At 73.0% G+C, this 24930-nt stretch carries 21 protein-coding genes, 5 pseudogenes and 1 riboswitch; of the genes and pseudogenes, 19 read left to right on the top strand and 7 right to left on the bottom strand.

Features of this window, described 5'->3' with window-relative positions; all coding sequences use genetic code 11:
• Positions 1-73: 73 nt before the first annotated feature.
• The 13 genes from CIK06_RS14480 to gcvP all read left to right on the top strand — a co-directional run bounded on the left by CIK06_RS14480 (position 74) and on the right by gcvP (position 12578).
• Positions 74-988: a DUF881 domain-containing protein gene (locus CIK06_RS14480; protein ID WP_232534211.1), complete on the top strand. Its 915-nt coding sequence runs from the start codon at positions 74-76 to the stop codon at positions 986-988.
• Positions 870-1160: a small basic family protein gene (locus CIK06_RS14475; RefSeq protein ID WP_232534210.1), complete on the top strand. Its 291-nt coding sequence runs from the start codon at positions 870-872 to the stop codon at positions 1158-1160. Before CIK06_RS14480 ends, CIK06_RS14475 begins: the two co-directional genes overlap by 119 nt.
• 9 nt (positions 1161-1169) lie before the next feature.
• A complete protein-coding gene (locus tag CIK06_RS14470) occupies positions 1170-2177 on the top strand; it encodes a DUF881 domain-containing protein (RefSeq protein ID WP_095565266.1) in 1008 nt (335 codons plus the stop codon).
• A gap of 80 nt (positions 2178-2257) precedes the next feature.
• A complete protein-coding gene (gcvH, locus tag CIK06_RS14465) occupies positions 2258-2638 on the top strand; it encodes a glycine cleavage system protein GcvH (protein WP_095565265.1) in 381 nt (126 codons plus the stop codon).
• A 215-nt stretch (positions 2639-2853) separates the two neighbouring features.
• Positions 2854-3306, top strand: a complete 453-nt coding sequence (locus tag CIK06_RS14460; RefSeq protein ID WP_095565264.1) for an FHA domain-containing protein — start codon at positions 2854-2856, stop codon at positions 3304-3306.
• Positions 3303-4088 carry a MerR family transcriptional regulator gene (locus CIK06_RS14455; RefSeq protein WP_369916156.1) on the top strand — a complete coding sequence of 262 codons (786 nt, stop codon included), beginning with the start codon at positions 3303-3305 and terminating at the stop codon, positions 4086-4088. The genes CIK06_RS14460 and CIK06_RS14455 overlap by 4 nt, the downstream gene beginning before the upstream one ends.
• Before the next feature lie 216 nt (positions 4089-4304).
• Positions 4305-4769: a bifunctional nuclease family protein gene (locus CIK06_RS14450; RefSeq protein WP_095565263.1), complete on the top strand. Its 465-nt coding sequence runs from the start codon at positions 4305-4307 to the stop codon at positions 4767-4769.
• A gap of 186 nt (positions 4770-4955) precedes the next feature.
• A complete protein-coding gene (locus CIK06_RS14445; protein WP_095567832.1) occupies positions 4956-5567 on the top strand; it encodes a MerR family transcriptional regulator in 612 nt (203 codons plus the stop codon).
• Between the two features lie 278 nt (positions 5568-5845).
• Entirely contained in the window at positions 5846-6250 is a 405-nt protein-coding gene (locus CIK06_RS14440; RefSeq protein ID WP_095565262.1) for a group 1 truncated hemoglobin, read from the top strand.
• 2 nt (positions 6251-6252) lie between these two features.
• Positions 6253-7440 (top strand): globin domain-containing protein, encoded by a 1188-nt coding sequence (locus CIK06_RS14435; protein WP_095565261.1) that lies wholly within the window; start codon positions 6253-6255, stop codon positions 7438-7440.
• Positions 7437-8366 carry a DivIVA domain-containing protein gene (locus tag CIK06_RS14430; RefSeq protein WP_232534209.1) on the top strand — a complete coding sequence of 310 codons (930 nt, stop codon included), beginning with the start codon at positions 7437-7439 and terminating at the stop codon, positions 8364-8366. Before CIK06_RS14435 ends, CIK06_RS14430 begins: the two co-directional genes overlap by 4 nt.
• 151 nt (positions 8367-8517) lie before the next feature.
• Complete coding sequence (locus CIK06_RS14425) at positions 8518-9420, top strand: NAD-dependent protein deacetylase (protein WP_369916154.1); 903 nt, start codon at positions 8518-8520, stop codon at positions 9418-9420.
• A 59-nt stretch (positions 9421-9479) separates the two neighbouring features.
• Positions 9480-9583, top strand: a riboswitch (glycine riboswitch).
• Between the two features lie 79 nt (positions 9584-9662).
• Positions 9663-12578, top strand: a complete 2916-nt coding sequence (gene gcvP / locus CIK06_RS14420; RefSeq protein WP_095565260.1) for an aminomethyl-transferring glycine dehydrogenase — start codon at positions 9663-9665, stop codon at positions 12576-12578.
• A gap of 93 nt (positions 12579-12671) precedes the next feature.
• Here gcvP and CIK06_RS14415 read toward each other — a convergent pair.
• Positions 12672-12871, bottom strand: a pseudogene (locus CIK06_RS14415) (DUF5999 family protein).
• 273 nt (positions 12872-13144) lie between these two features.
• Between CIK06_RS14415 and def the strand changes: the two are divergent.
• Both def and CIK06_RS14405 read left to right on the top strand, forming a co-directional pair.
• Entirely contained in the window at positions 13145-13657 is a 513-nt protein-coding gene (gene def / locus CIK06_RS14410) for a peptide deformylase (RefSeq protein WP_095565259.1), read from the top strand.
• Positions 13658-13820: 163 nt separating this feature from the next.
• Positions 13821-14599, top strand: a pseudogene (locus tag CIK06_RS14405) (endonuclease/exonuclease/phosphatase family protein).
• 12 nt (positions 14600-14611) lie between these two features.
• On the opposite strand, the pseudogene CIK06_RS14400 reads toward CIK06_RS14405, so the two are convergent.
• The 3 genes and pseudogenes from CIK06_RS14400 to CIK06_RS14390 all read right to left on the bottom strand — a co-directional run bounded on the left by CIK06_RS14400 (position 14612) and on the right by CIK06_RS14390 (position 17917).
• Positions 14612-15609: pseudogene (locus CIK06_RS14400) on the bottom strand (tyrosine-type recombinase/integrase).
• A 368-nt stretch (positions 15610-15977) separates the two neighbouring features.
• Complete coding sequence (locus tag CIK06_RS14395) at positions 15978-16706, bottom strand: SDR family oxidoreductase (protein WP_095565258.1); 729 nt, start codon at positions 16704-16706, stop codon at positions 15978-15980.
• A gap of 302 nt (positions 16707-17008) precedes the next feature.
• Complete coding sequence (locus CIK06_RS14390) at positions 17009-17917, bottom strand: SDR family oxidoreductase (RefSeq protein ID WP_369916152.1); 909 nt, start codon at positions 17915-17917, stop codon at positions 17009-17011.
• Positions 17918-18006: 89 nt separating this feature from the next.
• Between CIK06_RS14390 and CIK06_RS14385 the strand changes: the two genes are divergently transcribed.
• Positions 18007-18576, top strand: a complete 570-nt coding sequence (locus tag CIK06_RS14385) for a TetR/AcrR family transcriptional regulator (protein ID WP_095565257.1) — start codon at positions 18007-18009, stop codon at positions 18574-18576.
• Positions 18577-18758: 182 nt separating this feature from the next.
• Positions 18759-19477 (top strand): annotated as a pseudogene (locus CIK06_RS14380) (hypothetical protein).
• 299 nt (positions 19478-19776) lie between these two features.
• Here CIK06_RS14380 and cydB read toward each other — a convergent pair.
• Together cydB and CIK06_RS14370 are read right to left on the bottom strand one after the other, a co-directional pair.
• A complete protein-coding gene (gene cydB, locus CIK06_RS14375) occupies positions 19777-20775 on the bottom strand; it encodes a cytochrome d ubiquinol oxidase subunit II (RefSeq protein WP_095565256.1) in 999 nt (332 codons plus the stop codon).
• 51 nt (positions 20776-20826) lie between these two features.
• Positions 20827-22263 carry a cytochrome ubiquinol oxidase subunit I gene (locus tag CIK06_RS14370; RefSeq protein WP_095565255.1) on the bottom strand — a complete coding sequence of 479 codons (1437 nt, stop codon included), beginning with the start codon at positions 22261-22263 and terminating at the stop codon, positions 20827-20829.
• A gap of 116 nt (positions 22264-22379) precedes the next feature.
• Between CIK06_RS14370 and CIK06_RS14365 the strand changes: the two are divergent.
• Positions 22380-23176, top strand: a pseudogene (locus CIK06_RS14365) (lysophospholipid acyltransferase family protein).
• Between the two features lie 89 nt (positions 23177-23265).
• Here the strand turns inward: CIK06_RS14365 and CIK06_RS31005 are convergent.
• Entirely contained in the window at positions 23266-23841 is a 576-nt protein-coding gene (locus CIK06_RS31005; RefSeq protein ID WP_232534208.1) for a LuxR family transcriptional regulator, read from the bottom strand.
• Positions 23842-24125: 284 nt separating this feature from the next.
• Here CIK06_RS31005 and CIK06_RS14355 point away from each other — a divergent pair, with 284 nt between their 5' ends.
• Entirely contained in the window at positions 24126-24899 is a 774-nt protein-coding gene (locus CIK06_RS14355) for a glycerophosphodiester phosphodiesterase (RefSeq protein WP_095565254.1), read from the top strand.
• Positions 24900-24930: the final 31 nt, after the last annotated feature.

Genomic DNA, 24930 nt, shown 5'->3' with positions numbered 1-24930 from the left:
GGCCGCGACCGCGAAGCGGACCGCCGCGCCGGGCGGTGCGGGTGGCCGCCGGGCTGCGCAGGCGCTGGCGCTGGTGGTGCTGGTGCTGGTCGGGTTCCTGTTCGCGGTGGCCTACCGGCAGACGCTGGCCGACGAGCCGGGGCGGGCGAAGGCGCGGGCCGGGCTGGTGAGCCAGATCAAGGAGCGCGAGGCGGACAACGACCGGTTGTCGGCGAAGGCGGACACGCTGCGCCAGGAGGTCGCGGCGCTGCGGGATGCGGCGGTGGGCGGCCAGGAGGCGGCGCGGCTGCGTGATCTGGAGGCCGCGACGGGTCTGGGTCGGGTGCGTGGCGACGGCGCGGTGGTGCGGGTTTCGGACGCGCCGGCGAAGTCGGACGCGGTGACCGGGGCGCGGACGCCGAACCTGGGTCGGGTGCTGGACCGGGATCTTCAGGACATCGCGAACGCGTTGTGGGCGGTTGGCGCCGAGGCGGTGTCGATCAATGGCCAGCGGTTGACCGCCACGTCGACGATCCGGGCGGCCGGCGGCAACATCCTGGTGGACTTCCGGCCGGTGTCGGGGCCGTACGAGGTGTCTGCGGTGGGGCCGGCGCGGATGTCGGACCGGTTCTCGCGTACGGCGGCGGCGGCGACGATGCGTGCGGTGTCCTCCCGGTACGGTATGGGCTTCGACGTGAAGGATGCCGAGGATCTGGAGTTGCCGGCGGCGAACGAGCCGCAGTTGCGCTATGCGACGCCGCCGGCGGATTCGAGCGCGACGCCGACCGTGCGGTCCTCCTCGACACAGACCCCCGTTCCTCTTCTTCCACCCCTTCTGGAGGCGGCCGATGATCGCTGTCCTGGCGCTGATCGCCGGCGTGTTGCTGGGTGTGGCGTTCGGGCCGACGGTGCCCGCGGCGTTGCAGCCCTACCTGCCGATCGCGGTGATCGCGGCGTTGGACGCCGTGTTCGGCGGGGTACGCGCGAAACTGGACCGGATCTTCGATGACAAGCAGTTCGTGATCTCGTTCATCTCGAACGTGCTGGTGGCGGGGGTGATCGTGTACCTGGGTGACCAGTTGGGTGTTGGCGGGCAGTTGTCCACCGGTGTGGTGGTGGTGCTCGGGGTGCGGATCTTCGGCAATGTGGCGGCGATCCGCCGGCACCTGTTCCGGGCGTAGGCGGTCGGGATGAGTGAGCGGCGACCGGAGTCGGAGTCGGAGTCGAACGAGACGGGTACCGGCTGGCCGGAGCCGGTGGGTCCGGCGGAGTCGGCCGGCCCGCCGGATCCGCGGCCGGATGCCCCGCCCGCTGACGGGGTGGGTCCGCTGGTGACGGGGCCGGGCGGTGGGACGCCGGCGGGCACGCGTCCGGCGGCGGATCCGGCGCCGGGTGCGGGCCGGGACGGCGCGGACGGCGACGACGCGTCGCCGGACGGGCAGGCGGATGCGGGGGTGGATGCGGACGCTGCGGTGGACGGCGCCGGGTCGCGGGGTCGGCTGCGCCGTCCGAGCGCGGCCGGCGGGATCATCGTGCTGCTGTTGGGTCTGCTGGGGTTCGCGCTGGCGGTGCAGTTGCGGTCGAACTCGACGGATCAGACGCTGGCCTCGGCGCGGCAGGAGGACCTGGTGCGGATCCTGTCGGACCTGGAGGCGCAGCAGCAGCGGCTGCGGCAGGACATCGCGGGTCTGGAGGACAGCCAGCAGCAGTTGGCCTCGGGTGCGCAGGGCCGGCAGGCGGCGTTGGAGGAGGCGACCCGGCGGGCGGACGAGTTGGGCATTCTGGCCGGTACGTTGCCGGCCCGGGGTCCGGGTCTGACGGTGCGGTTCTCGCCGGGCAGCAAGCCGATCGGTGCGGCGACGGTGTTGGACGCGGTGCAGGAGTTGCGGGGTGCCGGGGCGGAGGCGATGGAGATCTCCGGCGGGGACGGTGCCACGGTGCGGATCATCGCCTCGACGTACTTCCTCGATGCCGACGGTGGTGGGATCACCGTGGGTGGGCGGCGGTTGACCGGTCCGTTCACGCTCACCGTGGTGGGGGAGCCGGACACGATGCGGACGGCGCTGAACATTGCCGGTGGGGTGGTGGCGTCGGTCGCGGGCGACGGCGGTAACGTGATCGTCGACGAACATGCGGTGGTGGACGTGCGGGCGTTGAGTCCGGCGAGCGAGTTGAAGTACGCGCATCCGGTCTCCTGATCGGGTGCGGCCGGGTCGCCGGTCGGCCCGGTTCGTGGTTGTGCTGGCTGCGGTTGAGATGATGGCGAAGGACGCGTCTGGTGATTCCTGAGGATCTGCGGTACACCGCCGAGCACGAGTGGGTTGCCGGGGATGGCGGCGGGACGGTGCGGGTGGGGATCACCCATTACGCCCAGGACGCTCTGGGTGACATCGTCTACGTTCAGTTGCCCGACGAGGGTACGGCGGTGGAGGCCGGTGGGTCGCTCGGTGAGGTGGAGTCGACCAAGAGCGTCTCGGAGATTTACGCGCCGTTGACCGGCACGGTGGTGCGGCGGAACGATCAGTTGGCGGATCAGCCGGAGATCATCAACACCGATCCGTACGGTGCGGGTTGGCTGGTGGAGATCGAGTTGGCGGATCCGGAGGCGGTGGAGCGGTTGTTGAGCGCGGCCGCTTACCGGCAGCTCACCGAAAGCTGAGCGCGGCCGCTGCCTGCGAGGTTGTGCCGCGCGTCTGGTTGCCCTGTTTTTCGGCGCTGGCTAGGCTCGCCCAGTCGACCGAAGACCCAATAGTTGCGCGTTGCGGAATTTGCCTTCCCGGGCACGGGGGAGCCAGCCGCCGGGCCGATAACCGCCCGGCGGCCAGACCCGCCATTACCCTGACGCCGACCGAAAGAGATCCGTGAGGTGGTCCAATGACGCGCCCAGACGACGAGTTCCCCCCACTCGACGTCACGTCGACGCTCAATCTCGGTTCCCTTGACGAGGTGCTGGAGGGGCCCGACGCCGATGTCGTGCCGAGCCGGATGTCCGGTTCGCTGCCTCCCGGTATGGCCTTGCTCGTCGTGCGACGTGGGCCGAACGCGGGCGCCCGGTTCCTGCTGGATCACGATGTGACGACCAGCGGCCGGCACCCGGACAGTGACATTTTCCTCGACGATGTGACGGTGTCGCGGCGGCACGCCGAGTTCCACCGGGACGGTGGGACGTTCACGGTTCGTGACGTGGGCAGCCTGAACGGCACGTACGTGAATCGGGAGCGGGTCGAGGCCGCCACCTTGAGCAATGGTGACGAGGTGCAGGTCGGCAAGTTCCGGCTGGTGTTCATCGCCGGGCCGCGTCCGGAGGAGGAGGCCGGCCGGGGGTGAGCGACCGTGCGGCGGCGGCCGCGTCCGGTGTGCCGCAGCGGGTTGGCGCGGCCTCCTCGGAGGGTCGTGCCCACCCGCTGATGAGCATCGGTGAGGTGCTGGCTCAGTTGCGGGCGGAGTTCCCGGACACCACCATCTCGAAGCTGCGGTTCCTGGAGGCCGAGGGCCTGGTGGAGCCGCAGCGGACGCCGGCGGGTTACCGCAAGTACAGCTGGCAGGACGTGGCCCGGCTGCGGTTCGTGCTGAGCGCGCAGCGGGACCAGTACCTGCCGTTGCGGGTGATCCGGGCGCAGTTGGCGGAGTTGGACGCCGACGGGGAGTCGGGTCGGGTCCGGCCGGCGTTGGTGGCGGTTCCGCCGGCGGGTGAGGTGCCGCAGGTCGGTGCCGAGCAGCCGGAGCTGGAGGGTGCCGAGGTCCGGTTGCCGCGGGCGGACCTGGTCCGGCGCAGTGGGCTGGACGAGGCGACGCTCACCGAGTTGGAGCGGCTGGGCATCGTGGTGTCCGGGTCGCCCGGGTGGTACGACTCGGACGCGTTGATCATCTGCCGGGCGGTGGCGGGGTTGGCCGAGTACGGGTTCCAGCCGCGGCATCTGCGGGCGTACCGGACGGCCGCGGACCGGGAGGTCGGGTTGTTCGCGCAGTTGGTGGCGCCGCTGGCGCGGCAGAGTGATCCGGCGGCGCGGGCCCGGGCGGCGGAGCTGGCGCGGGAGCTGGGGGCGTTGTCGCAGCAGTTGCACGCGGCGCTGGTCCGGGTGGGGTTGCGCGAGACGCTGGGGCGGTGACGGATGCCTCGGACCGCGCAAAGATCTTTCGGCTGGGGCGTGCCGTAGGCTTCCGGGGTAAGCCGTGACCGCGACCGGGCGGACAATTTCGGGCGTCCGGCCCGGGGCGGTGCGCGGGTGTCCCGTGTACCGTGCAGAGACAGGGCATGTCGCGCCGGTGGGCGAGCAGCCCGCCGGTGGCGGTGCTGGCGGAGTTACGACGACACGGAGGCGGCGGTGCGCGAGCTGAGCGTGGTCGGGGTTCGGGTGGAGCTGCCCAGCAACCAGCCGATCGTCCTGCTCAGGGAGGTCGAGGGTGACCGCTACCTGCCGATCTGGATCGGTGCGGTGGAGGCCAGCGCGATTGCGTACGAGCAGCAGGGCGTCAAGCCGGCGCGGCCGCTGACCCACGATCTGTTGCGGGACATTCTGGCGGCCGTGAAGGCGCCGTTGCGGGCGGTGGAGATCACCGAGCTGAAGGAGAACGTCTTCTACGCGGATCTGCTGATCGGGGACGGGTTGCGGGTGTCGGCCCGGCCGAGTGATTCGATCGCGTTGGCGTTGCGGGTGGGTGCGCCGATCCGGTGCGCCGAGGAGGTGCTGACCGAGGCCGGCATCGTGATCCCGGACGAGCAGGAGGACGAGGTCGAGAAGTTCCGGGAGTTCCTGGAGCAGGTGCGGCCGGAGGACTTCGCGGGCTGAGCGCGGTGGTCGTTCCCGGCTCGGGCGGGTGCGGGTCGTGTGGCGCGCCGAGCCGGTTGGGGACGATCAGCGGCGTGTCGTGGTGGATCGTGCGCGCTGAACGCATGGGAGCGCTATAGGGTTGCCTCGTCGAGGGTGGTGGCGTTCCGTTGGGACGTGTCGCCGCAACGCGGGGAGGTTGTCCGGATGCATGAGCCAGGAGATCCTGATCCGGTTGTCGCGGCCCGTCGTGGCTTCGACCCGGACGCGGTCGGCGAGGACGCCTCGGACGGCGGGCCGGACGATCATACCGGACAGGTTGGTTACCGTGGGGTAACCGCGTGTCATGCGGTGGGGATCAGCTACCGGCAGTTGGACTACTGGGCGCGTACCGCGCTGGTGGTGCCGAGCATCCGGGACGCGTCGGGCTCGGGCACCCAGCGGTTGTACTCGTTCCGCGACCTCGTGGTGCTGAAGGTGGTCAAGCGGCTGCTGGATGCGGGGGTGTCGTTGCAGAACATCCGGCGGGCGATCGAGACGCTGCGTTCGCGCGGGGTGGAGGACCTGGCCGGCATCACGTTGATCTCGGACGGCACGTCGGTGTACGAGTGCCGGTCGCCGGAGGAGGTCGTGGACCTTCTCCAGGGCGGCCAGGGCGTGTTCGGGATCGCGATCGGCGGGGCGTTCAAGGAGATCCAGGGGTCCCTGTCGCACCTGCCGGCCGAGCCGGTGGGTGCCGCGGAACCGGTCGCGCCGCCGGAGGAACCGGCGGTCGGCGACGAGTTGGCGCTGCGGCGCGCCCGCCGGCGCGCCGGCTGATCCGCCCGGCCGCCGATTACCCGACCGCCGGGCGGCGGGGCACCGGGCTCCTGAGAGGACCGCACCGACCATCCGGGTCCGGTCCCGTCCGTGGGACGATGCGAGCCCGGTCAATACGGCCCTGACCAGCGGAAACGCGTATGTGGTGGACCAGAGCGCACCGCCGGGCGGGTGGTACCGCTATCGTGCCGTGACGGCAACGTTGCCAAGCGCGTGGCCGGCGGTGACCCCTCACGCTGCCAGATACCTTTTGCAATCCTCGGGAAGGAACCCCCTCCATGACTGACCCGAACCCCAATCCCGCCGCGGCCGGCTCCCCCTTCGACCGCATCGGCGGCACCGACGCGGTGAAGCTCGCGGTGCAGCAGTTCTACGTGCGGGTGCTGGACGACCCCCGGCTGGCCCCGTACTTCACCACCGTCGACATGGACCGGCAGCGCCGGCACCTGGTGCTGATGCTCACCACGGTGCTCGGCGGCCCCGATGCCTACACCGGCCGGTCGCTGAGTGAGGCGCACAAGCCGCTGCACATCCCGGCGGCGCACTACAACCTGGTGGGCGAACACCTGGTGGCGACCCTGGAACAGCTCAACGTTCCGGCCGACATCGTCGACAACGTGCAGAAGGTGCTCGCCCAGGTGCAGGACCAGGTCGTGACCGACGACCAGCCGGTAGGCGCTTGAGCGTGGACGTCGACCGGCTCAAGCACAGTTGGTCCCTCGTCGCCGCGCACGGCGACGAGGTGCCGCTGTTCTTCTACTCGACCCTGTTCCTGGCCCACCCGGACACCCGGCAGATGTTCCCGACCAACATGGCCGGGCAGCGGGACCGGCTGGTCACCGCGCTGGGTCACATCGTCTCCAACGTGGACCAGGTGGACCGGCTCGTCGGGTTCCTGCAGAGCCTCGGCGCCGACCACCGCAAGTTCGCGGTCCGCGCCGAGCACTACCCGGCGGTGGGGGAGGCGCTGCTGGCCACCCTGCAACACTTCCTCGGCGGGCACTGGACCGAGGACCTGGCCGCGGACTGGACCGCCGCGTACGGGGTGGTGGCGCAGGTGATGACCGAGTCCGCGCGGGAGGCCGAGAAGGTCAGCCCGCCGTGGTACGTCGGTGAGGTGCTCGGACACGAGCGGCGCACGTTCGACGTGGCGGTGCTGACCCTGCGCCCGTCGTACCTGCTGCCGTTCACCCCCGGCCAGTCGGTCGGGGTGTCGGTGCCGACGGCGCGGAGCTGGCGGTACTACTCGCCGGCCAACGCGGCCCGCCCGGACGGCACCCTGGAGCTGCACGTGCGGGCCGTCGCGGGCGGTGTGGTCAGCTCCCGGCTCGTCTACGGCCTGGCCGTGGGCGACCAGGTGCACCTGTCCAGCCCGGTCGGTGACCGGCTGCTGCTGGATCGGGCCGGCGGCGGTGACCTGCTGCTGCTGGCCGGCGGTACCGGTTGGGCGCCGCTGAAGGCGCTGGTGGAGCAGGTCGCGGCCGAGGACCGGGACCGCCGGGTGCACCTGTACGTGGGTGCCCGGTCCCCGCTGGAGTTGTACGACGGGGAGGCGCTGGACAAGCTGGCCGCGTCGCATCCGTGGTTGACCGTCCGGTACGCCCTGGGCGGCGGCGAACCCGACGGTGACGGCGACCCGGCCCGGGCGGTGGACACCGTCCTGTCCGAGGGCGACTTCCGGGACCGGCACGTGTTCGTGTGCGGCTCCGACGAGATGGTCGCCGGTTCGGTGCGGGCGCTGCGCGGCGCCGGCTACGACCCGGGCCGGCTGCACCACGAGGGTCTGGGCACCCACTGGTACGGGCCGGCGTGGCGGACCCAGATCGACGCGACCGACCAGTACAACTCCGCCACGCCGGGAGGTAACCAGTGACCGCGGCTCCGATCAGCAGGTACGACGGGACGGAGGTGACATCCGCCCCGCCGCAGGTCCGCCTCACCGCCGACCGTGCCCGCCGGTGGACGTTCGAGCAGACGTCGCTGACCCGGCGCGGGTACGACCCGCGGGCCGTGGACGCGTTCCGCATCCAGGTGGCCGACGAGTTGGATGTGCTGGCCGGGCAGATCGCGAACCTGCGGGCCGAGAACGAGCGCATCAACAACCAGGTCGAGCTGTACCGGCACGGGGTGATCCCGAGCCAGCGCAGCGAGGGTCCCGGCGCCAAGGAGGTGAACCTGCTCTCGGCCGCCCAGCGGGAGGCGGAGCAGATCATCGCGCAGGCCCACGACTACGCCCGCCGGGTCGCCGACTACGCCCGGGTGCAGTACGAGGCGTACGTGCAGGCGGCGGTGGAGGACGCCCGCCGGGAGGCGGAGCAGGCGGTGGAGAACTACCGTGCCACCGCCGGGCCGGAGTTCACCGAGTCGGCCGCGATGCAGGAGGCGCTGCGCATCTACGGCGAGATGATGATCTCGCACATGGAGGCGGCGGCGAAGCACCTGCACGACGGCAGCGAACACCTGTCGCGCACCATGGACAAGCTGGCGCGCGACGGCGCCCAGCCGGCCGTGGCCGGCCCGGGCAACCCGTCGGTCGCCGGCCGGGAGGGTGGCTACCCGGTCGCCGGCGGCGAGGGTGGCCAGCTCGGCGTCGCCCGGGGCGGTGCCCAGTTCGGGACGGGTCGGGAGGGTGGCCAGCCGGGCCGCGACAGCGGTCGGTTCACCGCCGGCGGGCAGGACGCGCAGTTCGGCCGCGACGGCCGCGACGGCGACCAGTTCGGCGGCGGCCGCGGGGGCGGCCAGCCGGTCGCCGGTTCCGCGGGCCGTCCGGCGCTGCCCCGGCACGAGCAGCGGTACTGACCCCGGGCACGGCCGCCGTGCGCTGGCGGCACGACCCGGGGCAGGGCCGGGGCACACGGCACGGGGCACGGGGTGGCGGGACGGGCCGGGCGGCGGTCCGCCACCCGGGGTCGCCTCGCCGTTCCGCGCCCCGGCGAGGCAGCATGGACGGGTGACGGAACTGGCGGGTGAACCCTTCGGCGCGCTGGCTCGGCAGGTGGCGGCCGGCGGTGTGGTGGTGCTCAGCGGAGCGGGGCTGTCCACCGAGTCGGGCATCCCGGACTACCGGGGTCCCAGCGGGGTGGCGCGGCGGCACACCCCGATGACCTACCAGGTGTTCACCGGGGATCCGCTGGCCCGGCGCCGGTACTGGGCGCGCAGCCACCTGGGCTGGCGGACCATCGCCGGGGCCCGGCCGAACGCCGGCCACCGGGCCGTGGCGGCGCTGCAACACCGTGGCCTGCTGGCCGGGGTGATCACCCAGAACGTCGACGGGCTGCACCAGGCCGGCGGCGCCCGCTCGGTGATCGAGCTGCACGGCAGCCTGGACCGGGTGGTGTGCCTGGACTGCGGCGCCCGCAGCGGGCGGGCGGAGCTGGACACCCGGCTGCGGGCGGCCAATCCCGGGTTCTTCGCGGCCCGGACCGGCCCGGTCAACCCCGACGGCGACGTGGAGCTGCCGGACAGCGAGATCGACCGGTTCCGGCCGGTGGACTGCGCCGACTGCGCCGGCATGATCAAACCCGATGTGGTGTTCTTCGGCGAGTCGGTCCCACCGGACCGGGTGGCCGGCTGCTTCTCCCTGGTCGAACAGGCCCGGCTGCTGTTGGTCCTGGGATCGTCGCTGACGGTGATGTCCGGTCGCCGGTTCGTCATCCGCGCGGCGCGCCGGGACATCCCGGTGGCCATCGTCAACCAGGGTCCGACCCGCGGCGACGACCTGGCCACGTACACCGTCGACGCGCCACTGGGCGCGGCGCTGACCGCCCTGGTCGGCGCCCTGCCCGGGGAGTCCCGGGCGGTGCCGGGCGGTTCGTCCCGGTCGGCGCGGTTGACCGCCGCCGCCGGGTCATGATCGCGGGGAGTCTGCCCCGGTGAGCGCAGGTCGGCACTGGTAGCGTGGAGCGCGCCGGTACCACCCACGCGGGAGAGACCGCCACCCGGACACCGCCGGGAGCGGCGCCGAAGGGGCAAATCCTCCCCGGAACCTCTCAGGCACAAGGGACCGCGGGGGCAGGCACTCTGGAACGCGGCGGCGGCACGGCCGGGTGACAGAGGGGGAGGCCGATCCTCACATCGACCTCCCGGGAGCACCCGATGACCGCAGCGCAGTTCGCCGACCGGCACGTCGGACCGGACGCCGCCGCCATCCGCCAGATGCTGGACGTGGTGGGTTTCGGCTCCGTGGACGAGCTGATGGATGCCGCCATTCCCGAGGTGATCCGCTGGCACGGCACCCTGGACCTGCCGCCGGCGGCCACCGAGGAGCAGGCGCTGGCCGAGTTGCGCGAGCTGGCCGGCCGCAACCAGGTCGCCGTGTCGATGATCGGCCTCGGGTACCACGGCACCCACACCCCGGCGGTGATCCGGCGCAACGTGCTGGAGGACCCCGCCTGGTACACCGCCTACACCCCGTACCAGCCGGAGATCAGCCAGGGCCGGCTGGAGGCGCTGCTGAACTTCCAGAGCATGGTCGCCGACCTGACCGCCCTGCCGGTCGCGAACGCCTCCATGCTCGACGAGGCGACCGCGGCGGCCGAGGCGATGACCCTGGCCCGCCGGGCCGCGAAGACCCGCGGCAACGTGTACGTCGTGGACGCCGACACGCTGCCGCAGACCCGCTCGGTGCTGGCCACCCGCGCCGAGCCGCTGGGCATCGAGGTCCGGGTGCTCGACCTGGACGTCGAGCCGCTGCCGGCGGAGTTCTTCGGGCTGCACCTGCAGTACCCGGGCGCCTCCGGGGCGGTGCGCGACCACGTACCGCTGGTCGAGGCCGCGCACGCCGCCGGCGCCCTGGTCACGGTGGCCGCCGACCTGCTGGCGTTGACGCTGCTGCGCCCGCCCGGTGAGATCGGCGCCGACATCGCCGCCGGCACCACCCAGCGGTTCGGCGTACCGATGGGCTTCGGCGGCCCGCACGCCGGCTACCTGGCGGTGCGCAACGGCCTGGAGCGGATGCTGCCCGGCCGGCTGGTCGGGGTGTCCCGGGACGCCGACGGCCGCCCGGCGTACCGGCTGGCGTTGCAGACCCGGGAGCAGCACATCCGCCGGGAGAAGGCGACCAGCAACATCTGCACCGCGCAGGTGCTGCTGGCCGTGCTGGCCGGCATGTACGCGGTCTACCACGGCCCGGACGGGCTGCGGGAGATCGCCCGGCGGACGCACCGGATGGCCCGCACCCTCGCGGACGGCCTCACCGGCGGCGGGGTCGACGTGGTCCACCCGGTGTTCTTCGACACGGTCACCGCCCGGGTGCCCGGCCGGGCCGCGCAGGTGGTGGCCGAGGCGGCGCGGCGCGGGGTGAACCTGCGCCCGGTGGACGCCGACCGGGTCGGGATCGCCTGCGACGAGACCACCACCGGGGCGCACCTGGCGGCCGTGTGGGCGGCGTTCGGCATCGACGCGCCGGCCCCGCCCGCCGCGGGCTCCGGCGCGGGTACGGCCGGCCCGGCCGGTGACCCGCTGCCGGCGCGGCTGCGCCGCGACTCGGACTTCCTCACCCACCCGGTGTTCCGCACCCACCACTCGGAGACGGCGATGCTGCGCTACCTGCGCCGGCTCGCCGACGCCGACTACGCGCTGGACCGGGGGATGATCCCGCTCGGGTCGTGCACGATGAAGCTCAACGCCACCGCCGAGATGGAGCCGATCAGCTGGCCCGGGTTCGCCCACCTGCACCCGTACGCCCCGGCCGAGCAGACCGCCGGCTACCGGGAGCTGATCGCCCAGTTGCAGCGGTGGCTGGCCGAGGTCACCGGGTACGACGCGGTCAGCGTCCAACCCAACGCCGGGTCGCAGGGCGAACTGGCCGGGCTGCTGGCCATCCGCGCCTGGCACCACAGCCGCGGCGACGCCGGGCGGGACGTGTGCCTGATCCCGGCCTCGGCGCACGGCACCAACGCCGCCAGCGCGGTGATGGCCGGCATGCGGGTCGTCGTGGTGGCCTGCGACGACGGCGGCAACGTCGACCTGGTCGACCTGGACGCGAAGATCAACCAGCATCGGGACCGGCTCGCCGCGATCATGGTCACCTACCCGTCCACGCACGGGGTGTACGAGACGGGCATCGCGTCGCTGTGCGCGAAGGTGCACGACGCCGGCGGCCAGGTGTACGTCGACGGGGCGAACCTCAACGCGCTGCTCGGGTTCGCCAAGCCCGGCCGGTTCGGCGCGGACGTGTCGCACCTGAACCTGCACAAGACGTTCTGCATCCCGCACGGCGGCGGGGGACCGGGGGTCGGCCCGGTGGCCGTCCGGGCGCACCTGGCGCCGTTCCTGCCCGGCGACCCGCTGGCCGGCGGGCCGGCCGCCGCGCCCGGCACGATGACCGACGACGCCGCGTCCGGGGCCGTCGCGGCCGGCGGGTCGGCCCGCCCGGTGATCTCGGCCGCCGCGCACGGCTCGGCCGGCATCCTGCCGATCCCGTGGGCGTACCTGCGGATGATGGGCGCCGACGGCCTGGCCCGGGCCACCGGGGTCGCCGTGCTGGCCGCGAACTACGTGGCGGCACGGCTGCGCGGGCACTACCCGGTGCTGTACGCCGGCAACAAGGGCCTGGTGGCGCACGAGTGCATCCTGGACCTGCGGCCGCTGACCAAGGCGACCGGCGTGACCGTGGACGACGTGGCCAAGCGGCTGATCGACTACGGCTTCCACGCCCCCACGATGTCCTTCCCGGTGGCCGGGACGCTGATGGTGGAGCCGACCGAGAGCGAGGACCTGGCCGAGCTGGACCGGTTCTGCACCGCGATGATCGCCATCCGCGAGGAGATCGACCAGGTCGGTGCGGGCCGCTGGCCGGCGGGGGACAACCCGCTGCGCAACGCCCCGCACACCGCCGAGATGGTCACCGCCGACGAGTGGGACCGGCCGTACCCGCGCTCGGTGGCGGCCTATCCGGGCAGCGCCACCGCCGCGGGGAAGTACTGGCCGCCGGTGCGGCGGGTGGACGGGGCGTACGGTGACCGGAATCTGGTCTGCGCCTGCCCCCCGCCGGAGGAGTTCCAGGACTGAGGATCCGGCCGGGGTTCGGCGGCCGCGGTCGGCCCGGTCACCGGGCGACGACGATGCCGCCGGATCCGACCGCGATCACGGAGGGTAAGGGAGTCAGGCCGGTACGACGTGCCGCGCCGGGCCGCGGTGCGGGGCCACGGTACGACCGTCGGGAAGCAGCTCGCCGGTGTCCTCGAACACGATGACACCGTTGCAGAGCAGGCTCCAGCCCTGCTCACGAAAACAGGCGATGACCCGGGCAGCCTCCCGGTCGGTGGCGTCAGCCGGGGGCAGGTGGGTTGGTGCTGGCACATCGGGGTTCTCCGCATTGTGGGGGGTGCTGTGTCATGGTTCACATGACTAGTGACGCACGTTACCAAGCGAAAGCGAACTTCAACGAACACATTCGGGTGGACATACCACAGAATCCTCCCAACGGATGAGGAACATCGGTCTACTCGGATGGAAACGCTCCCACACGGCGACTCGCGGACTCCCCATCCTTACTCTCCGTACTCACCACCCGCAAGGCCGGGACACCGGGGGAGGATGGCCGCCGGCAGTAACGAACCGATAGCCTTCCGGTCATGACGATGCGGCCCATCCGGATCCTCGGCGACCCCGTGCTACGCACCGAATGCGACCCGGTCACCAGCTTCGACGCCGAACTGCACGCCCTGGTCACCGACCTGATGGACACCCTACTCGGCGCACCCGGCCGAGCCGGCGTCGCCGCACCGCAGATCGGGGTCGCCGCCCGCGTCTTCGTCTGGGACGCCGACGGCAGCCGCGGCCACCTGGTCAACCCCACCCTTGAGGACGCCTCCACCGAACTCCAGGACGACGACGAGGGCTGCCTGTCCATCCCCGGCCTGTACTTCCCGACCCCCCGCGCCCGGCACATCACCGCCCGCGGCCTCGACCAGCACGGCGAACCCCTGGTGATCCGCGGCAGCGACTTCCTGGCCCGCGCCCTGCAACACGAGCACGACCACCTCAACGGCCGCCTCTACGTGGACACCCTGCGCGGCGACACCCGCCGCCGCGCCCTACGGGAAATCCGCGCCGGCCGCTTCACCGCCCCCGGCCACCCCGGCTGACCCGTCACCCGCCGCGCGCCACCGCCCCACCACTCACGGCCGCCGCCGACCCCGGCGCAACGCCAGGCCCACCGACGCCACCGCCACGAACACCACCATCGAACAGCACAACGCCTTGAAGAGCACCCGACAAGCCTGCCATCCCCACCCGTAGGGTGCAGAGGTGCGCCTGGTCACCTTCAACCTGCTGCACGGCCGCTCACCGGCGGACGGCCTCGTCGACGCCGACCGCCTCGCCGCCGCCGTCACCACCCTCGACGCCGACATCCTCGCCCTCCAGGAGGTCGACCGCGACCAGTCCCGCAGCGGACACCTCGACCTCACCGCCGTCGCCGCCCGCGCCCTGGACGCACCCAGCCACCGGTTCGCCGCCGCGGTCGTCGGCACCCCGGCCAACACTTCCGCCCCCTCAACCACGACGACGACGGCCACGGCGAACCCTGCTACGGCGTCGGCCTGGTCAGCCGCTACCCGGCCCGCTCCTGGCAGGTCACCCGGATGCGCGCCGCACCCGTACGCTCACCCGCCTACGTCCAGGGCCCACGCGGCGGCCTCCTCCTGCTCCGCGACGAACCCCGGGTCGTCCTCGCCGCCGTCCTGGACACCCCGTTCGGCCCGATCACCGCCGCCGCCACCCACCTGTCCTTCGTCCCCGGCTGGAACGCCTACCAACTCCGCCAGGTCGTCCGCGCCCTGCGCGACCTGCCCGCACCACGGATCCTGCTCGGCGACCTCAACCTGCCCGCCGGGCTCGCCGCCGCCGTCTCCCGCTGGCGCCCCCTGGGCCGCCAACCCACCTACCCGACCGGGCAACCCCGGGTCCAACTCGACCACATCCTGCTCGACCCCCGCGACGGCGACCGGCTCAGCGCCGTGACCGCCGTCGCCACCCCCAGGGCCGAGATCTCCGACCACCGCCCACTGGTCGTCGACCTCGCCTGAAGCACCCGCCCCTCACGCCGGCGGCCCCAGCAACCGACCCAGCACCCGGTTCGTCCGGTTGGCCCGCACCGCCGCGCGCTGCTGCTCCGCGGTCACCTCGATGTAGTTCTGGCTGGTCGCCAGGCTCGCATGACCCAACAACCGCATGATCTCCGACGCGTTCGCCCCGTCCTCGGCCAACCGGGTGGCGAACGTGTGCCGCAACGCGTGCAACTGCGCACCCCGCGGCACCCGGTCCATGATCCCCGCCCGCCGATAACAGGAACGCACCAGATACTGCAACCCACCCCGGCGCAGCGGCGCACCGTACCGGTCCACCAGCAGCGGCACGTCCGGCCGCACGCTGCGGTGACCGAACCGGCGCCGCCGGCTGTCCAGATACGCCGTCACCGCCGCGTCCAGCTCCGGCTCTATCGGCACCACCCGCGCCCGGCCACCCTTGCCGGTCACCTCCACCCGCCGCTCACCGGCGCGGCCGGCCAGCGAGGCCACCCGCAGGTCGAGCAGCTCGGCCAGGCGCAGCCCCGCGCACAACGCCAGCGCCAGCACCGCCACGTCCCGCTCCGGCCACGGGTCCCGCTGCCGCTCGTCGCCCCGGGAAACCGCGGTCAGCAGTTCCTCGGGGGTGTCGGCCCCGCGCAACGGCTTGGGCGGGGGGAGTGGCACACCCGGCTTGTCCACCGCCGACATCGGGTTCCCGGCCACGATGCCCTCGGCCACCAGGAAGGTGAAGAAGCCGTTCCAGGTCGACCAGGCCCGGTACACCGAGGCCGCGGCCCGGTCGGCCGCGAACCGCGCGAACGCGCCCCGCAGCGCCCGGGTGCTGAGCGCCGCGAGGGGCAGCTCGGCCGGGGGAGTGGCGGGTCGCCGGCCGCCGCGACCAGGCTCGCCACCGTCGCCAGGTCCCGCCGGTACGCCGCCAGAGTGTGCGGGGACGGCTTCCGGGTCGCCCGGGACGTCAGGAAGGCTTCGACCAGCGATGAGACCGTTTCATCACCTTCTACATGCATAACGGATATTATGCATGTTTTTCGGGTATGGGGAAGTGGTGGACCGCGGAGGCGTGGACCGGTCGCGACCGGCGGGCGCACCCGCATCCGCGGGGTACCGGTCGGTGCTCCGACCTCGCCGGAGCGCCGCCGGAGCACCGACGGCGCGACCCGCACCGGCGTGCCCACCACGTCGGGTGGACCGCGGACGTGATCAGCCGGCGGCGGGCGCCCCGGTCGACCTCGCTCAGTCATACGTCAGGTACCTCAACGCGGCCGTTTGAGGTACCTGACGTATGACTGAGCGTCCGGCCGCGCCCCGGCCAGGTTGACATAATGTAGATTATCGAACATCCAACCGGCGCGGGGATGACGGCCGCGGATGACGCCTACAGACCGCCGGCGACCCGCAGCACCGCGCCGCTGGCGTAGGACGCCTCGGGGCCGAGCAGCCAGGCGATGGCCGCGGCGACCTCGTCGACGAGGCCGGCGCGGCCCATCGGGATGCGGCCGGCGGCCCGTACCGGCCGGTCGGGCATCCCGGAGCCGGCGTGGAACTCGGTGTCGATGATGCCGGGTGCCACGGCGTTGACCCGGATGCCCCGGGGCGCGAGTTCCTTGGCCAGCCCGACGGTCAGCGTGTCGGTGGCGCCCTTGGTGGCGGCGTAGTGGATGTACTCGCCGGGTCCGCCGAGCGTGCCGGCCACGGACGAGACGTTGACAATGGACCCACCGGCGGTCATCCGCCGGGCGGCCTGCTGGGCGCACAGCAGGTAGCCGACCAGGTTGACGTCCACGACGCGCCGCAGGTCGGCCGGGTCGAGGTCGACGAACGGGCCGATCCGGCTGGCCACGCCCGCGTTGTTGACCAGCCCGGTCAGCTCCCCCAACCCGGCCGCCGCGTCGAACAGTCGTACGACGTCGTCGGGGTTGCTGGTGTCGCCGGCCACGGCGATGCCGGCGCGGCCGGCGGCGTGCACGTCGGCGAGCACCGTGTCCGCGGCGGCCCGGTCGGTGCGGTAGCCGAGCACCAGGTCGTGTCCGGCGGCCGCGAGCCGGCGTGCGGTGGCGGCGCCGATGCCTCGGCTGCCGCCGGTGATGACGGTGACCGGACTCATCGGACTCCTCCCCTGGTCGGCCGGCTGACCGGCAGTGGCCCGACCCTACCGGCGGCGGTGTCGCACCGGGCGGCGACGCGGGTCACACCGGGCGTACCGGAGGTGTCCTGGCCGGTTCGGTCGATCCCCATCGGCTCGGCCGTCGCCGGCCTGGTGGCGACCGGGGCGTGAGCCGCGGACGACGTCCGGGCGCGGGTGGCCGGGACGCCGTCCGCGGGCTCTCCACCCCGCTCTGTCACACGCTGATGGTGGCGACAGGGTCGAGATGGAAGGCTCCTCTTTCAGGTTTGGTGCGGCGTTGGTCACGACGCGCTGCCGTAGGCGCCGGCCGCGATGTCGTCGGACAGAGTGGGGCCGGCCGGGGTCCAGCCGAGCAGTTCGCGGGTGCGGGCGCTGGAGGCGGCCATGCCGAGGCCGAAGAACTCGGCCATCAGACCGAAGTGCCCGGCGGCGTTCTCGCGGGCGACCGACACGACGGGCAGCCCGAGCGCCGCGCCGAGGGCGTCGGCGATCTCGCGGGTCGGGACGGACTCCTCGGCCACCACGTGCATCCGGGTGCCGGCCGGCGCCTTCTCGATGCCGAGCCGAATCAGCCGCGCCGCGTCCGAGCGGTGCACGGCCGACCATTCGGTCAGGCCGTCGTCGATGTAGCCGGACACGCCGCGTCGGCGGGCCGCGTCAGCGAGGAAGGTGACGAAGCCCCAGTCGCCGGCGCCGTGCACGCTCGGAGCGAACCGCGCGATGACCGTACGCACGCCCCGCTCGACGTAGCTCAGCGCCAGGTTCTCGCTGTCGCCGCGCGAGTCGACCGGGCTGACGTCGGATTCCAGTGCGGGCCGGCCCTCGACGACGCCGGAGAGGCCGTTGGCGACGACAAAGGGTTTGTCGCTGCGGACCAGGGTTTCGGCCATGGCCTGCACGGCGGCGCGCTCGGCCCGGTCGCTCTCGGGGCCGAAGTCGTGCTTGTTGGCCAGGTGGACGACGGCGTCGGCCGCGGACGCGCCCCGGCGCAGTGAGTCGAGGTCGTCGAGGTCGCCGCGCAGAGCGGTGGCGCCCTTGGCCTCCAGCGTCCTGGCGGAGTCCTCGGAGCGGGCCAGGCCGGTGACCCGGTGTCCGTTCGCGAGCAGCTCGTCGGCGGTGGCGGAGCCGATCCAGCCGGTCGCTCCGGTGACGAAGACGTCCATGAGGCTCTCCTCGAAGTTTCGGTTCATTGTGTCTCGTAACGATAGGTCATAACGAGGCAACATGTCTCGTTACCTGGATCACAAAACGAGGCACGGTGTCTCGGTAGGATGACCGGATGATCGAATCGAAGAGCCGAGGCGGCCGGCCCCGCAGCGAGCAGGCGCGTGAAGCCATCCTGCACGCGGTCGACGACCTGTTGCTCGAAGTCGGTTATGCCGCCCTGACGATGAAGGGCATCGCCGAGCGGGCTGGCGTCGGCCGGCAGACGGTCTACCGCTGGTGGTCGACCAAGGCGGAGATCATTTTTGAGGCCAGTGTCGCCGACGCCGAGGAGGAACTCACGGTGCCGCCCGCCGGCACCCCGCTGGCCGGAATCACCGCCTACCTTGAGGCGTTGGTCCGCTTCCTGGCGCACTCACCGGCCGGAATCGCCTACCGGACGCTGCTCGCCGCCGCTCAGCACGATCCGGCGGTCGCGCAGCTGATCGCATCGCGCGACATCCTGGGCGCGAGCGCGCAGGCCGTCCTCGACCGGACCATCCCCCGCCCGGCCGCCCCCGATCAGGTCGCCGCACGCCTGATCGGGCCGGCGTTCTACTGGATCATGAGCGGACGGGACTCGACCGAACTCGACATCCGGGAGCTGGCGCAAGGCTTCCTGCGCAGCATCCAAGCTCACGACTGAATGGGCGTGGCGCCGGCCCAGGGGTACGCCGGTACGCCCCCGGCGGGTCGCCGGGCGCGGCGACGGCTGGGCGTACGCTGTCGCGGCGCGGACGCCGGGTGGGGGTGTCGGCGTGCGGGGTGTCGGACGGGCCTGGTAGGAAGGTATCCGATCTGATACAGGTGTACGAAAGAGGGGATCTGATGGCCGCCGCGCGTACCACGGCCCAAGGCTTGGCGCCCGAGGAGTTGCAGCACATCCGCGACACACTGGCTGGGGGCCGCAAGCCGCGGGTGATGTTCACCGAGTCCGCGGGGCAGATCGCGGGCCAGTTGGGTCAGGTGGTGGAGCTGACCGACCCGGCCGTGTCGGACGAGTGGCTGGTGGTGCGGTTCGGCCGGGACGAGTTGCCGTTCTCCCCACCGACCTGTCGATTCCGCCCAAGGGTGCGGGGCGGCGGTCCGAGTCGAAGCCGGAACCGGAACCGGAGGCGCCGCCGGCGCCCGAGCCGGAGTTCATGGTGACGCGCGAGCCGGTGCCGGCGCCGCGCAGGGAGCCGAAGGAGACGCCCGTGTCCACTCAGGAGGAGGCGCCGGCCGCCGGGGACGCCAAGCCGGCGCGGCGCGGGGCCAAGGCGGCGCGGCCGAAGGCGTCGGCCGGGCTCACGGTCACGCTCTCGTACGCCGAGGGTGAGTGGACGGTGTCGGCGGTGCAGGGCAGCAAGTCGCTGGCGAAGCCGTACGTGGTGAAGCCGGCGGAGGCGTTGAAGATGGTGGCCCTGGTGGACGTGCCGGGGGTTCGCGAGGCGGTGGAGCAGATCATGGCCGCGGAGCGGGCCGAGGCGGAGCAGCAGGCCGAGAAGCTGCGGGCGGAGTTGGCGGAGATCGAGGCGCGGCTGGCGGAGTTGCGCGACGCGGGCTGAGCGCCGGCCGGGGCCAGAGGGGTCCCGGCCCTCCCGGGGTTCCGGACCGGCGGGAAATCCTGCGCCGGTACAGCGCGGGTGGGACAGGTCTCCGCGCAGTGGATGATCCGTCGGATTTCCGCCAGAACTGCCGGAGCCCCGACTGGGCGACGTGCCGGCCGCTGGTGGTCCGGGCTGATCTGGCTTACCCGGGAGCCCACGGACGGTAGTGCTTTCCCCGGGCCGAAGTCCGACCCCGTCCAGGCGGCGCCGCCGGTAAGCGACCTTTGAGTGATCCCGCCACAGCCAGCTCCGCGCGGTCAGTGGTCCGGGATGTGCCGCACGTCGATGCGCCGGCGGAACACCCAGTAGGTCCAGCCCTGGTAGGCCAGCACGAGCGGGGTGAAGAACGCGGCCACCCAGGTCATGATCTTCAGGGTGTACGGGCCGGAGGCGGCGTTGTGCACGGTGAGGGTGCCGGCGGCGTCCAGGGTGGACGGCAGTACGTCCGGGAAGAGGCCGGTGAACAGGGTGGCGACGGTGAACGCGATGCCGGCCGCGGTGCCGGTGAAGGCCCAGCCCTCGCGGCGTACCCGGGCGGCGGCGAGCGCGGCGAGCAGCGCCGCGGTGGCGGCGGCGGCGAGGGCGGTGGTGGCCGGTCCGGGGTGCAGGGTGACGGTCCAGGCCAGGAACGCCGCGGTGAGGGCGGTGGCGGCGGCGCCGGTGCGCACGGCGAGCCGGCCGGCGCGGCGGCGGATGTCGCCGGCGGTCTTGAGGGCGAGGAACACGGCGCCGTGGGTGAGGAACAGCGCCGCGGTGGTCAGGCCGCCCAGCAGCGCGTACGGGGTGAGCAGGTCGGTGGGTCCGCCGGCGTAGTCCCCGTCGGCGTGCAGGGGTACGCCGCGCACGATGTTGGCCACGGCGATGCCCCAGAGCAGGGCGGGGAGGGTGGAGCCGAGGACGATGGCGGTGTCCCAGCGGCGTTTCCAGGCCGGGTCGTCGCGCTTGTGCCGGTATTCGAAGGCGACGCCGCGGCCGATGAGGGCCAGCAGGATCAGCAGCAGCGGCAGGTAGAGGCCGGAGAAGAGGGTGGCGTACCAGGCGGGGAAGGCGGCGAACATGGCGCCGGCGGCGGTGATGAGCCAGACCTCGTTGCCGTCCCAGACGGGTCCGATGGTGTTGATGAGCACCCGTCGTTCCCGGTCGTCGCGGCCGAGCACCGGGAGCAGCATCCCGACGCCGAAGTCGAAGCCTTCGAGGATGAAGTAGCCGCCGAACAGGACGGCGATGAGCAGGAACCAGACGGTGGGCAGGTCCACGGCCGCTCCTTGGCTGGGTGACGGGTCGGTCGGCGGGTTCGCGGTGCCGGCTCAGTAGGCGAAGGCCAGTGGCCGGTCGGGGTCGTGGTCGGAGTCGTCCGGTGTGCCGGGGGTGGCGTCGGCGGCTTCGGGCAGGCCGGCGCGGGCGTAGCGCAGCAGCAGGCGTACCTCGATCACGGCCAGGGTGGCGTAGGCGAGGGTGAAGGCGGTGAACGAGGTGAGCACCTCGGCCAGGCCGACGCTGCGGGAGACGCCGTCGCGGGTGAGCATCTCGCCGAAGACGACCCAGGGTTGCCGGCCCATCTCGGTGAAGATCCAGCCGAAGATGTTGGCGGCGAGTGGGAGCAGCGGCATGATCAGGCCGGCGCGCAGCAGCCAGCGGCCGGCGCGGGTACGGCCGGGGGTGCGTCCGCGGCGGGTGGCCCACAGCGCCCAGGCGGCGATGGCGGCGGCGGCCATGCCGAGGCCGATCATGAGCCGGAAGCTCCAGTAGGTGACCGGGATGATCGGGGTGTAGCTGCCGGCGCCGTACTGGGCGGCGTACTGGTCCTGCAGGTCGTCGATGCCGCGGACCTGGCCGTGCGGGTCGCCGGTGCCGAGGAAGGACAGCAGGTACGGGATTTTGAGGGCGAACACCTCGCGGCTGCCGTCGAGGCTGCCGACGGTCAGGACGGAGAACGCGGCGGGTTGTTCGGTGCGGTAGAGGGCTTCGGCGGCGGCCATCTTCATCGGCTGCACCTGGGTCATGACCTTGCCCTGGATGTCGCCGGTGATCAGGATGGCGACGGCGGCCAGCAGGGTGACCAGGGCGCCGAACCGGGCGGCGAACCGGTGGGCGTCGCGGTCGGCGGGGGTCGGCCGGGCGCGCAGGAGGTGCCAGAGGGCGACGGCGACCAGGAGGGAGCCGGCCACCAGGAACGCGCCGGCGAGGGTGTGCGGGAAGGTGACCAGGGCGACCTTGTTGGTCAGGACGGCGCCGATGTCGCTCAGGTGGGCGCGGCCGGTGACGGGGTCGATGCGGTAGCCGACGGGGTTCTGCATCCAGGAGTTGGCGGCGAGGATGAAGTAGGCGCTGAGGGTGGAGCCCAGGGCGGTGGCCCAGATGGTGGCCAGGTGGATCCGGCGGGGCAGCCGGTCCCAGCCGAAGATCCACAGGCCGAGGAAGGTCGACTCCAGGAAGAAGGCCAGGAGGGCCTCCATGGCCAGGGGTGCACCGAAGACGTCGCCGACGAAGCGGGAGTAGTCGGACCAGTTCATGCCGAACTGGAACTCCTGCACGATGCCGGTGACGACGCCCATCGCGAAGTTGATCAGGAAGAGTTTGCCGTAGAACCGGGTGAGCCGCAGGTAGCGGGGGTTGTCGGTGCGGTGCCAGAGGGTCTGCAGGATCGCGACCAGGGTGGACAGTCCGATGGTGAGCGGGACGAACAGGAAGTGGTAGACGGTGGTCACACCGAACTGCCACCGGGCGACATCCAAGGCGTCCACGGGCGGATCCCTTCCGATCTACGACGACCCGTAGTAAATACTACCGGCCGTCGTAGAAATGACGGCGGGGTCGGGACGTGCCCTCGGCCACAGCGCTGTGCGACGATCTGCGGCTGATGGACACCCCTGCCGCACTCCCCCCGTGGCGCCCTCCCCTGCTGTGGCGCCTCGCGCAACTGCTCGCCCGCGCCCTGGTCGGGTTGGTGGGCCGGCTCACCGTCACCGGCGACGTACCGCCGGCGCTGCGCGAGGGGCCGCTGATCCTGGCCGCCAACCACATCAGCCCGGTCGACCCGGTCGTGCTGAGCGCCGCCTGCCGGGTGCGGCGGATCGCGCCCCGAATCATGGCCACCGGCGGGCTGTTCCAGGCACCGGTGGTGGGCGCGGCCATGCGCGCCTGCGGCCACATCCGGGTCGACCGGCGTACCGCCACGGTGGCCCGGGCCCTGCAGGACGCGGCCGCGGCGGTGTCCGCCGGATCGGTCGTCCTGGTCTATCCGGAGGGTCGGATCGGGCTGGATCCGGGCATGTGGCCGGAACGCGGTCGCACCGGGGCGGCCCGGCTGGCCCTGGCCTCCGGCGCCACGGTGGTGCCGGTGGCGCAGTGGGGAGCGCACGAACTGGCGCCGTACTCCGCCCCCGCGGGCTGCTGCGCGGCCTGGCCCGGGCCGCCCGCCGCCGCCCGGCGGTACGGGTGCACTTCGGCCCGCCGGTGCGGCTGGCCGATCTCGATCCGCTGGTCCCCGGTGCCGCGCTGCGGGCCACCGACCGGATCATCGACGCGCTCACCGAGACCCTGGCCGGGCTCCGGCCGGACGAGCCGGACCGGCCCCGGCACCTGGATCCCAGCCGACCCCGCGACACCGCCCGGATGCACCGCCGCCGCGCCGCGGAGCCGCCGGTACCCGGCTGACCGGCACCGGGCCTATCGGCATCCGACCGGCCGGTACCGGTCAGCCGGCGTCCGACCGGCCGGCAGCAGCAGGCCGACCCGCCCCGGGGTCAGCCGTCGCCGGGCGGGCGCTGGCGCAGGTAGATCCGCACCGCGTCGCGGGTGGTGTGCACGCCCAGCAGGTGCCGCACCTGGGCGATGCGCCGGTTGGCGGTGCGCAGCGACAGGAACTCCGCCGCCGCGGCCGCCGCGATGGTCTCCCCGTTGGCCAGCCGGTTCAGCAACGCCCGCTGCTCGGGCACCAGCCGGTCCAGCACCCGCGAGTCCTCCACGGCGGGCTGGCCGGCACCGGGCACCGGCTGCCCGCCCCGGTCGACGCCCAGCCGCACCGGACCGCACCGGCGCAGCGCCACCGCCAGCGACCGGCCGAGCGTCCCGGCCGGGTCGAGCACCGCCAGCACCGACCCGCCGCGGGCGGCGATCCGCAGCACCAGGTCGGCGCCGCGGGAGTCCACCACCGGCCCGTACCGCAGCACCACCGGCCGCACCGGGCCGACGGCGCTGAACCCGCGGGCCGGGTGGTAGCCGCCGCGTTCCAGCCCGGTGAGCGCGACCGCGCACTCCCCCATCGAGGCCACGATCCAGCGCACCGCCGGCGGGCCGGCCAGCGGCTCGGCGCCGGTCACCGGGTACCCGCCGGGTGGTCGCCGGGCCGTGTTCCGAACCGGGGTCCGGGCCGGGGTCCGGGTCCGCCGCGGTGGCCGGGGGGACGACAGGGGGTAGGCGGCCTCACCGGAAACACGAGCGGCACCTGTTCCTTCCGTGAGCCGGCCGTCGCCGAGGGACGGCCGCACCTGCACCCTCGCGGAGCTTAGAACGGGTGGAGCGCCCGCCCGGGGCGCCGCACCGACGGCTGGCCGTTGACCTGGGAGTTACCCGCCGGTCACCCTCGGACGGCATACTCGAAGAGGTGAACCGCTTTCCGTATCTGGACGCGCCGGCCCCGCTGGCGTTCGCGCACCGCGGCGGCGCCGCCGCGGGAGACGAGAACACCGCCGCGGCGTTCGCCCGGGCCGTCGCGCTGGGCTACCGGTACGTCGAGACCGACGTGCACGCCACCGCCGACGGCGTACCCGTGGTGTTCCACGACGCCACGCTGGAACGCCTCACCGGCGACCGGAGCCGGATCGCCGCGCTGCGCTGGGCCGACCTGGCCAGCGTGCGGGTCGGCGGCGCGGCGGCCGTGCCCCGGCTGGACGAGGTCCTCGCCGCCTGGCCCGAGGTGCGGTTCAACGTCGACGTCAAGGCCGACGACGCGGTGACACCCGCGGTCGACTGTGTGGAGCGGGCCGGCGCCGGGGACCGGGTGCTGCTGGCCTCGTTCAGCGACGCGCGGCTGCGCCGGCTGCGTACCCTGGCCGGCCCGAAGGTGGCCACCTCGCTGGGCATGCTCGGGGTGGCCCGGCTGCGGCTGGCCTCGCTGACCGGGCGGCGGCTGGTGCTGCCCCCGTCGGTGGTCGCCGCCCAGGTCCCGATGCGCTGGGGTCGGGTGCCGGTGGTCGACCGCAGGTTCCTGGCGTACGCGCACCGGCTCGGGCTTCAGGTGCACGTCTGGACGATCGACGATCGTGCCGAGATGGAGGACTTACTCGACCTCGGGGTTGATGGCATCATGACCGATCGCGTCGACGTACTCCGCGAGACGTACCGCAGCCGTGGTCACTGGCCGGCCGACCCGCAGTAGGTCGGCGGCGGTGGCCGCCCAGCCGGAAGGA

It is taken from the genome of Plantactinospora sp. KBS50 (assembly GCF_002285795.1).
Lineage (GTDB): Bacteria > Actinomycetota > Actinomycetes > Mycobacteriales > Micromonosporaceae > KBS50.
The sequence above is the reverse complement of the archived record's forward strand: the minus strand, read 5'-3'. Positions and strand labels throughout refer to the sequence as shown.

What these genes read in the sequence shown, in the direction of transcription:
- CIK06_RS14440 (WP_095565262.1), top strand. Translation starts at nt 5,846, where the DNA reads ATGACTGACCCGAACCCCAATCCCGCCGCGGCCGGCTCCCCCTTCGAC.
- CIK06_RS14395 (WP_095565258.1), bottom strand. Translation starts at nt 16,706, where the DNA reads ATGAGTCCGGTCACCGTCATCACCGGCGGCAGCCGAGGCATCGGCGCC.
- CIK06_RS14470 (WP_095565266.1), top strand. Translation starts at nt 1,170, where the DNA reads ATGAGTGAGCGGCGACCGGAGTCGGAGTCGGAGTCGAACGAGACGGGT.
- gcvP (WP_095565260.1), top strand. Translation starts at nt 9,663, where the DNA reads ATGACCGCAGCGCAGTTCGCCGACCGGCACGTCGGACCGGACGCCGCC.
- def (WP_095565259.1), top strand. Translation starts at nt 13,145, where the DNA reads ATGACGATGCGGCCCATCCGGATCCTCGGCGACCCCGTGCTACGCACC.
- CIK06_RS14445 (WP_095567832.1), top strand. Translation starts at nt 4,956, where the DNA reads ATGCATGAGCCAGGAGATCCTGATCCGGTTGTCGCGGCCCGTCGTGGC.
- CIK06_RS14460 (WP_095565264.1), top strand. Translation starts at nt 2,854, where the DNA reads ATGACGCGCCCAGACGACGAGTTCCCCCCACTCGACGTCACGTCGACG.
- CIK06_RS14385 (WP_095565257.1), top strand. Translation starts at nt 18,007, where the DNA reads ATGATCGAATCGAAGAGCCGAGGCGGCCGGCCCCGCAGCGAGCAGGCG.
- CIK06_RS14390 (WP_369916152.1), bottom strand. Translation starts at nt 17,917, where the DNA reads ATGAACCGAAACTTCGAGGAGAGCCTCATGGACGTCTTCGTCACCGGA.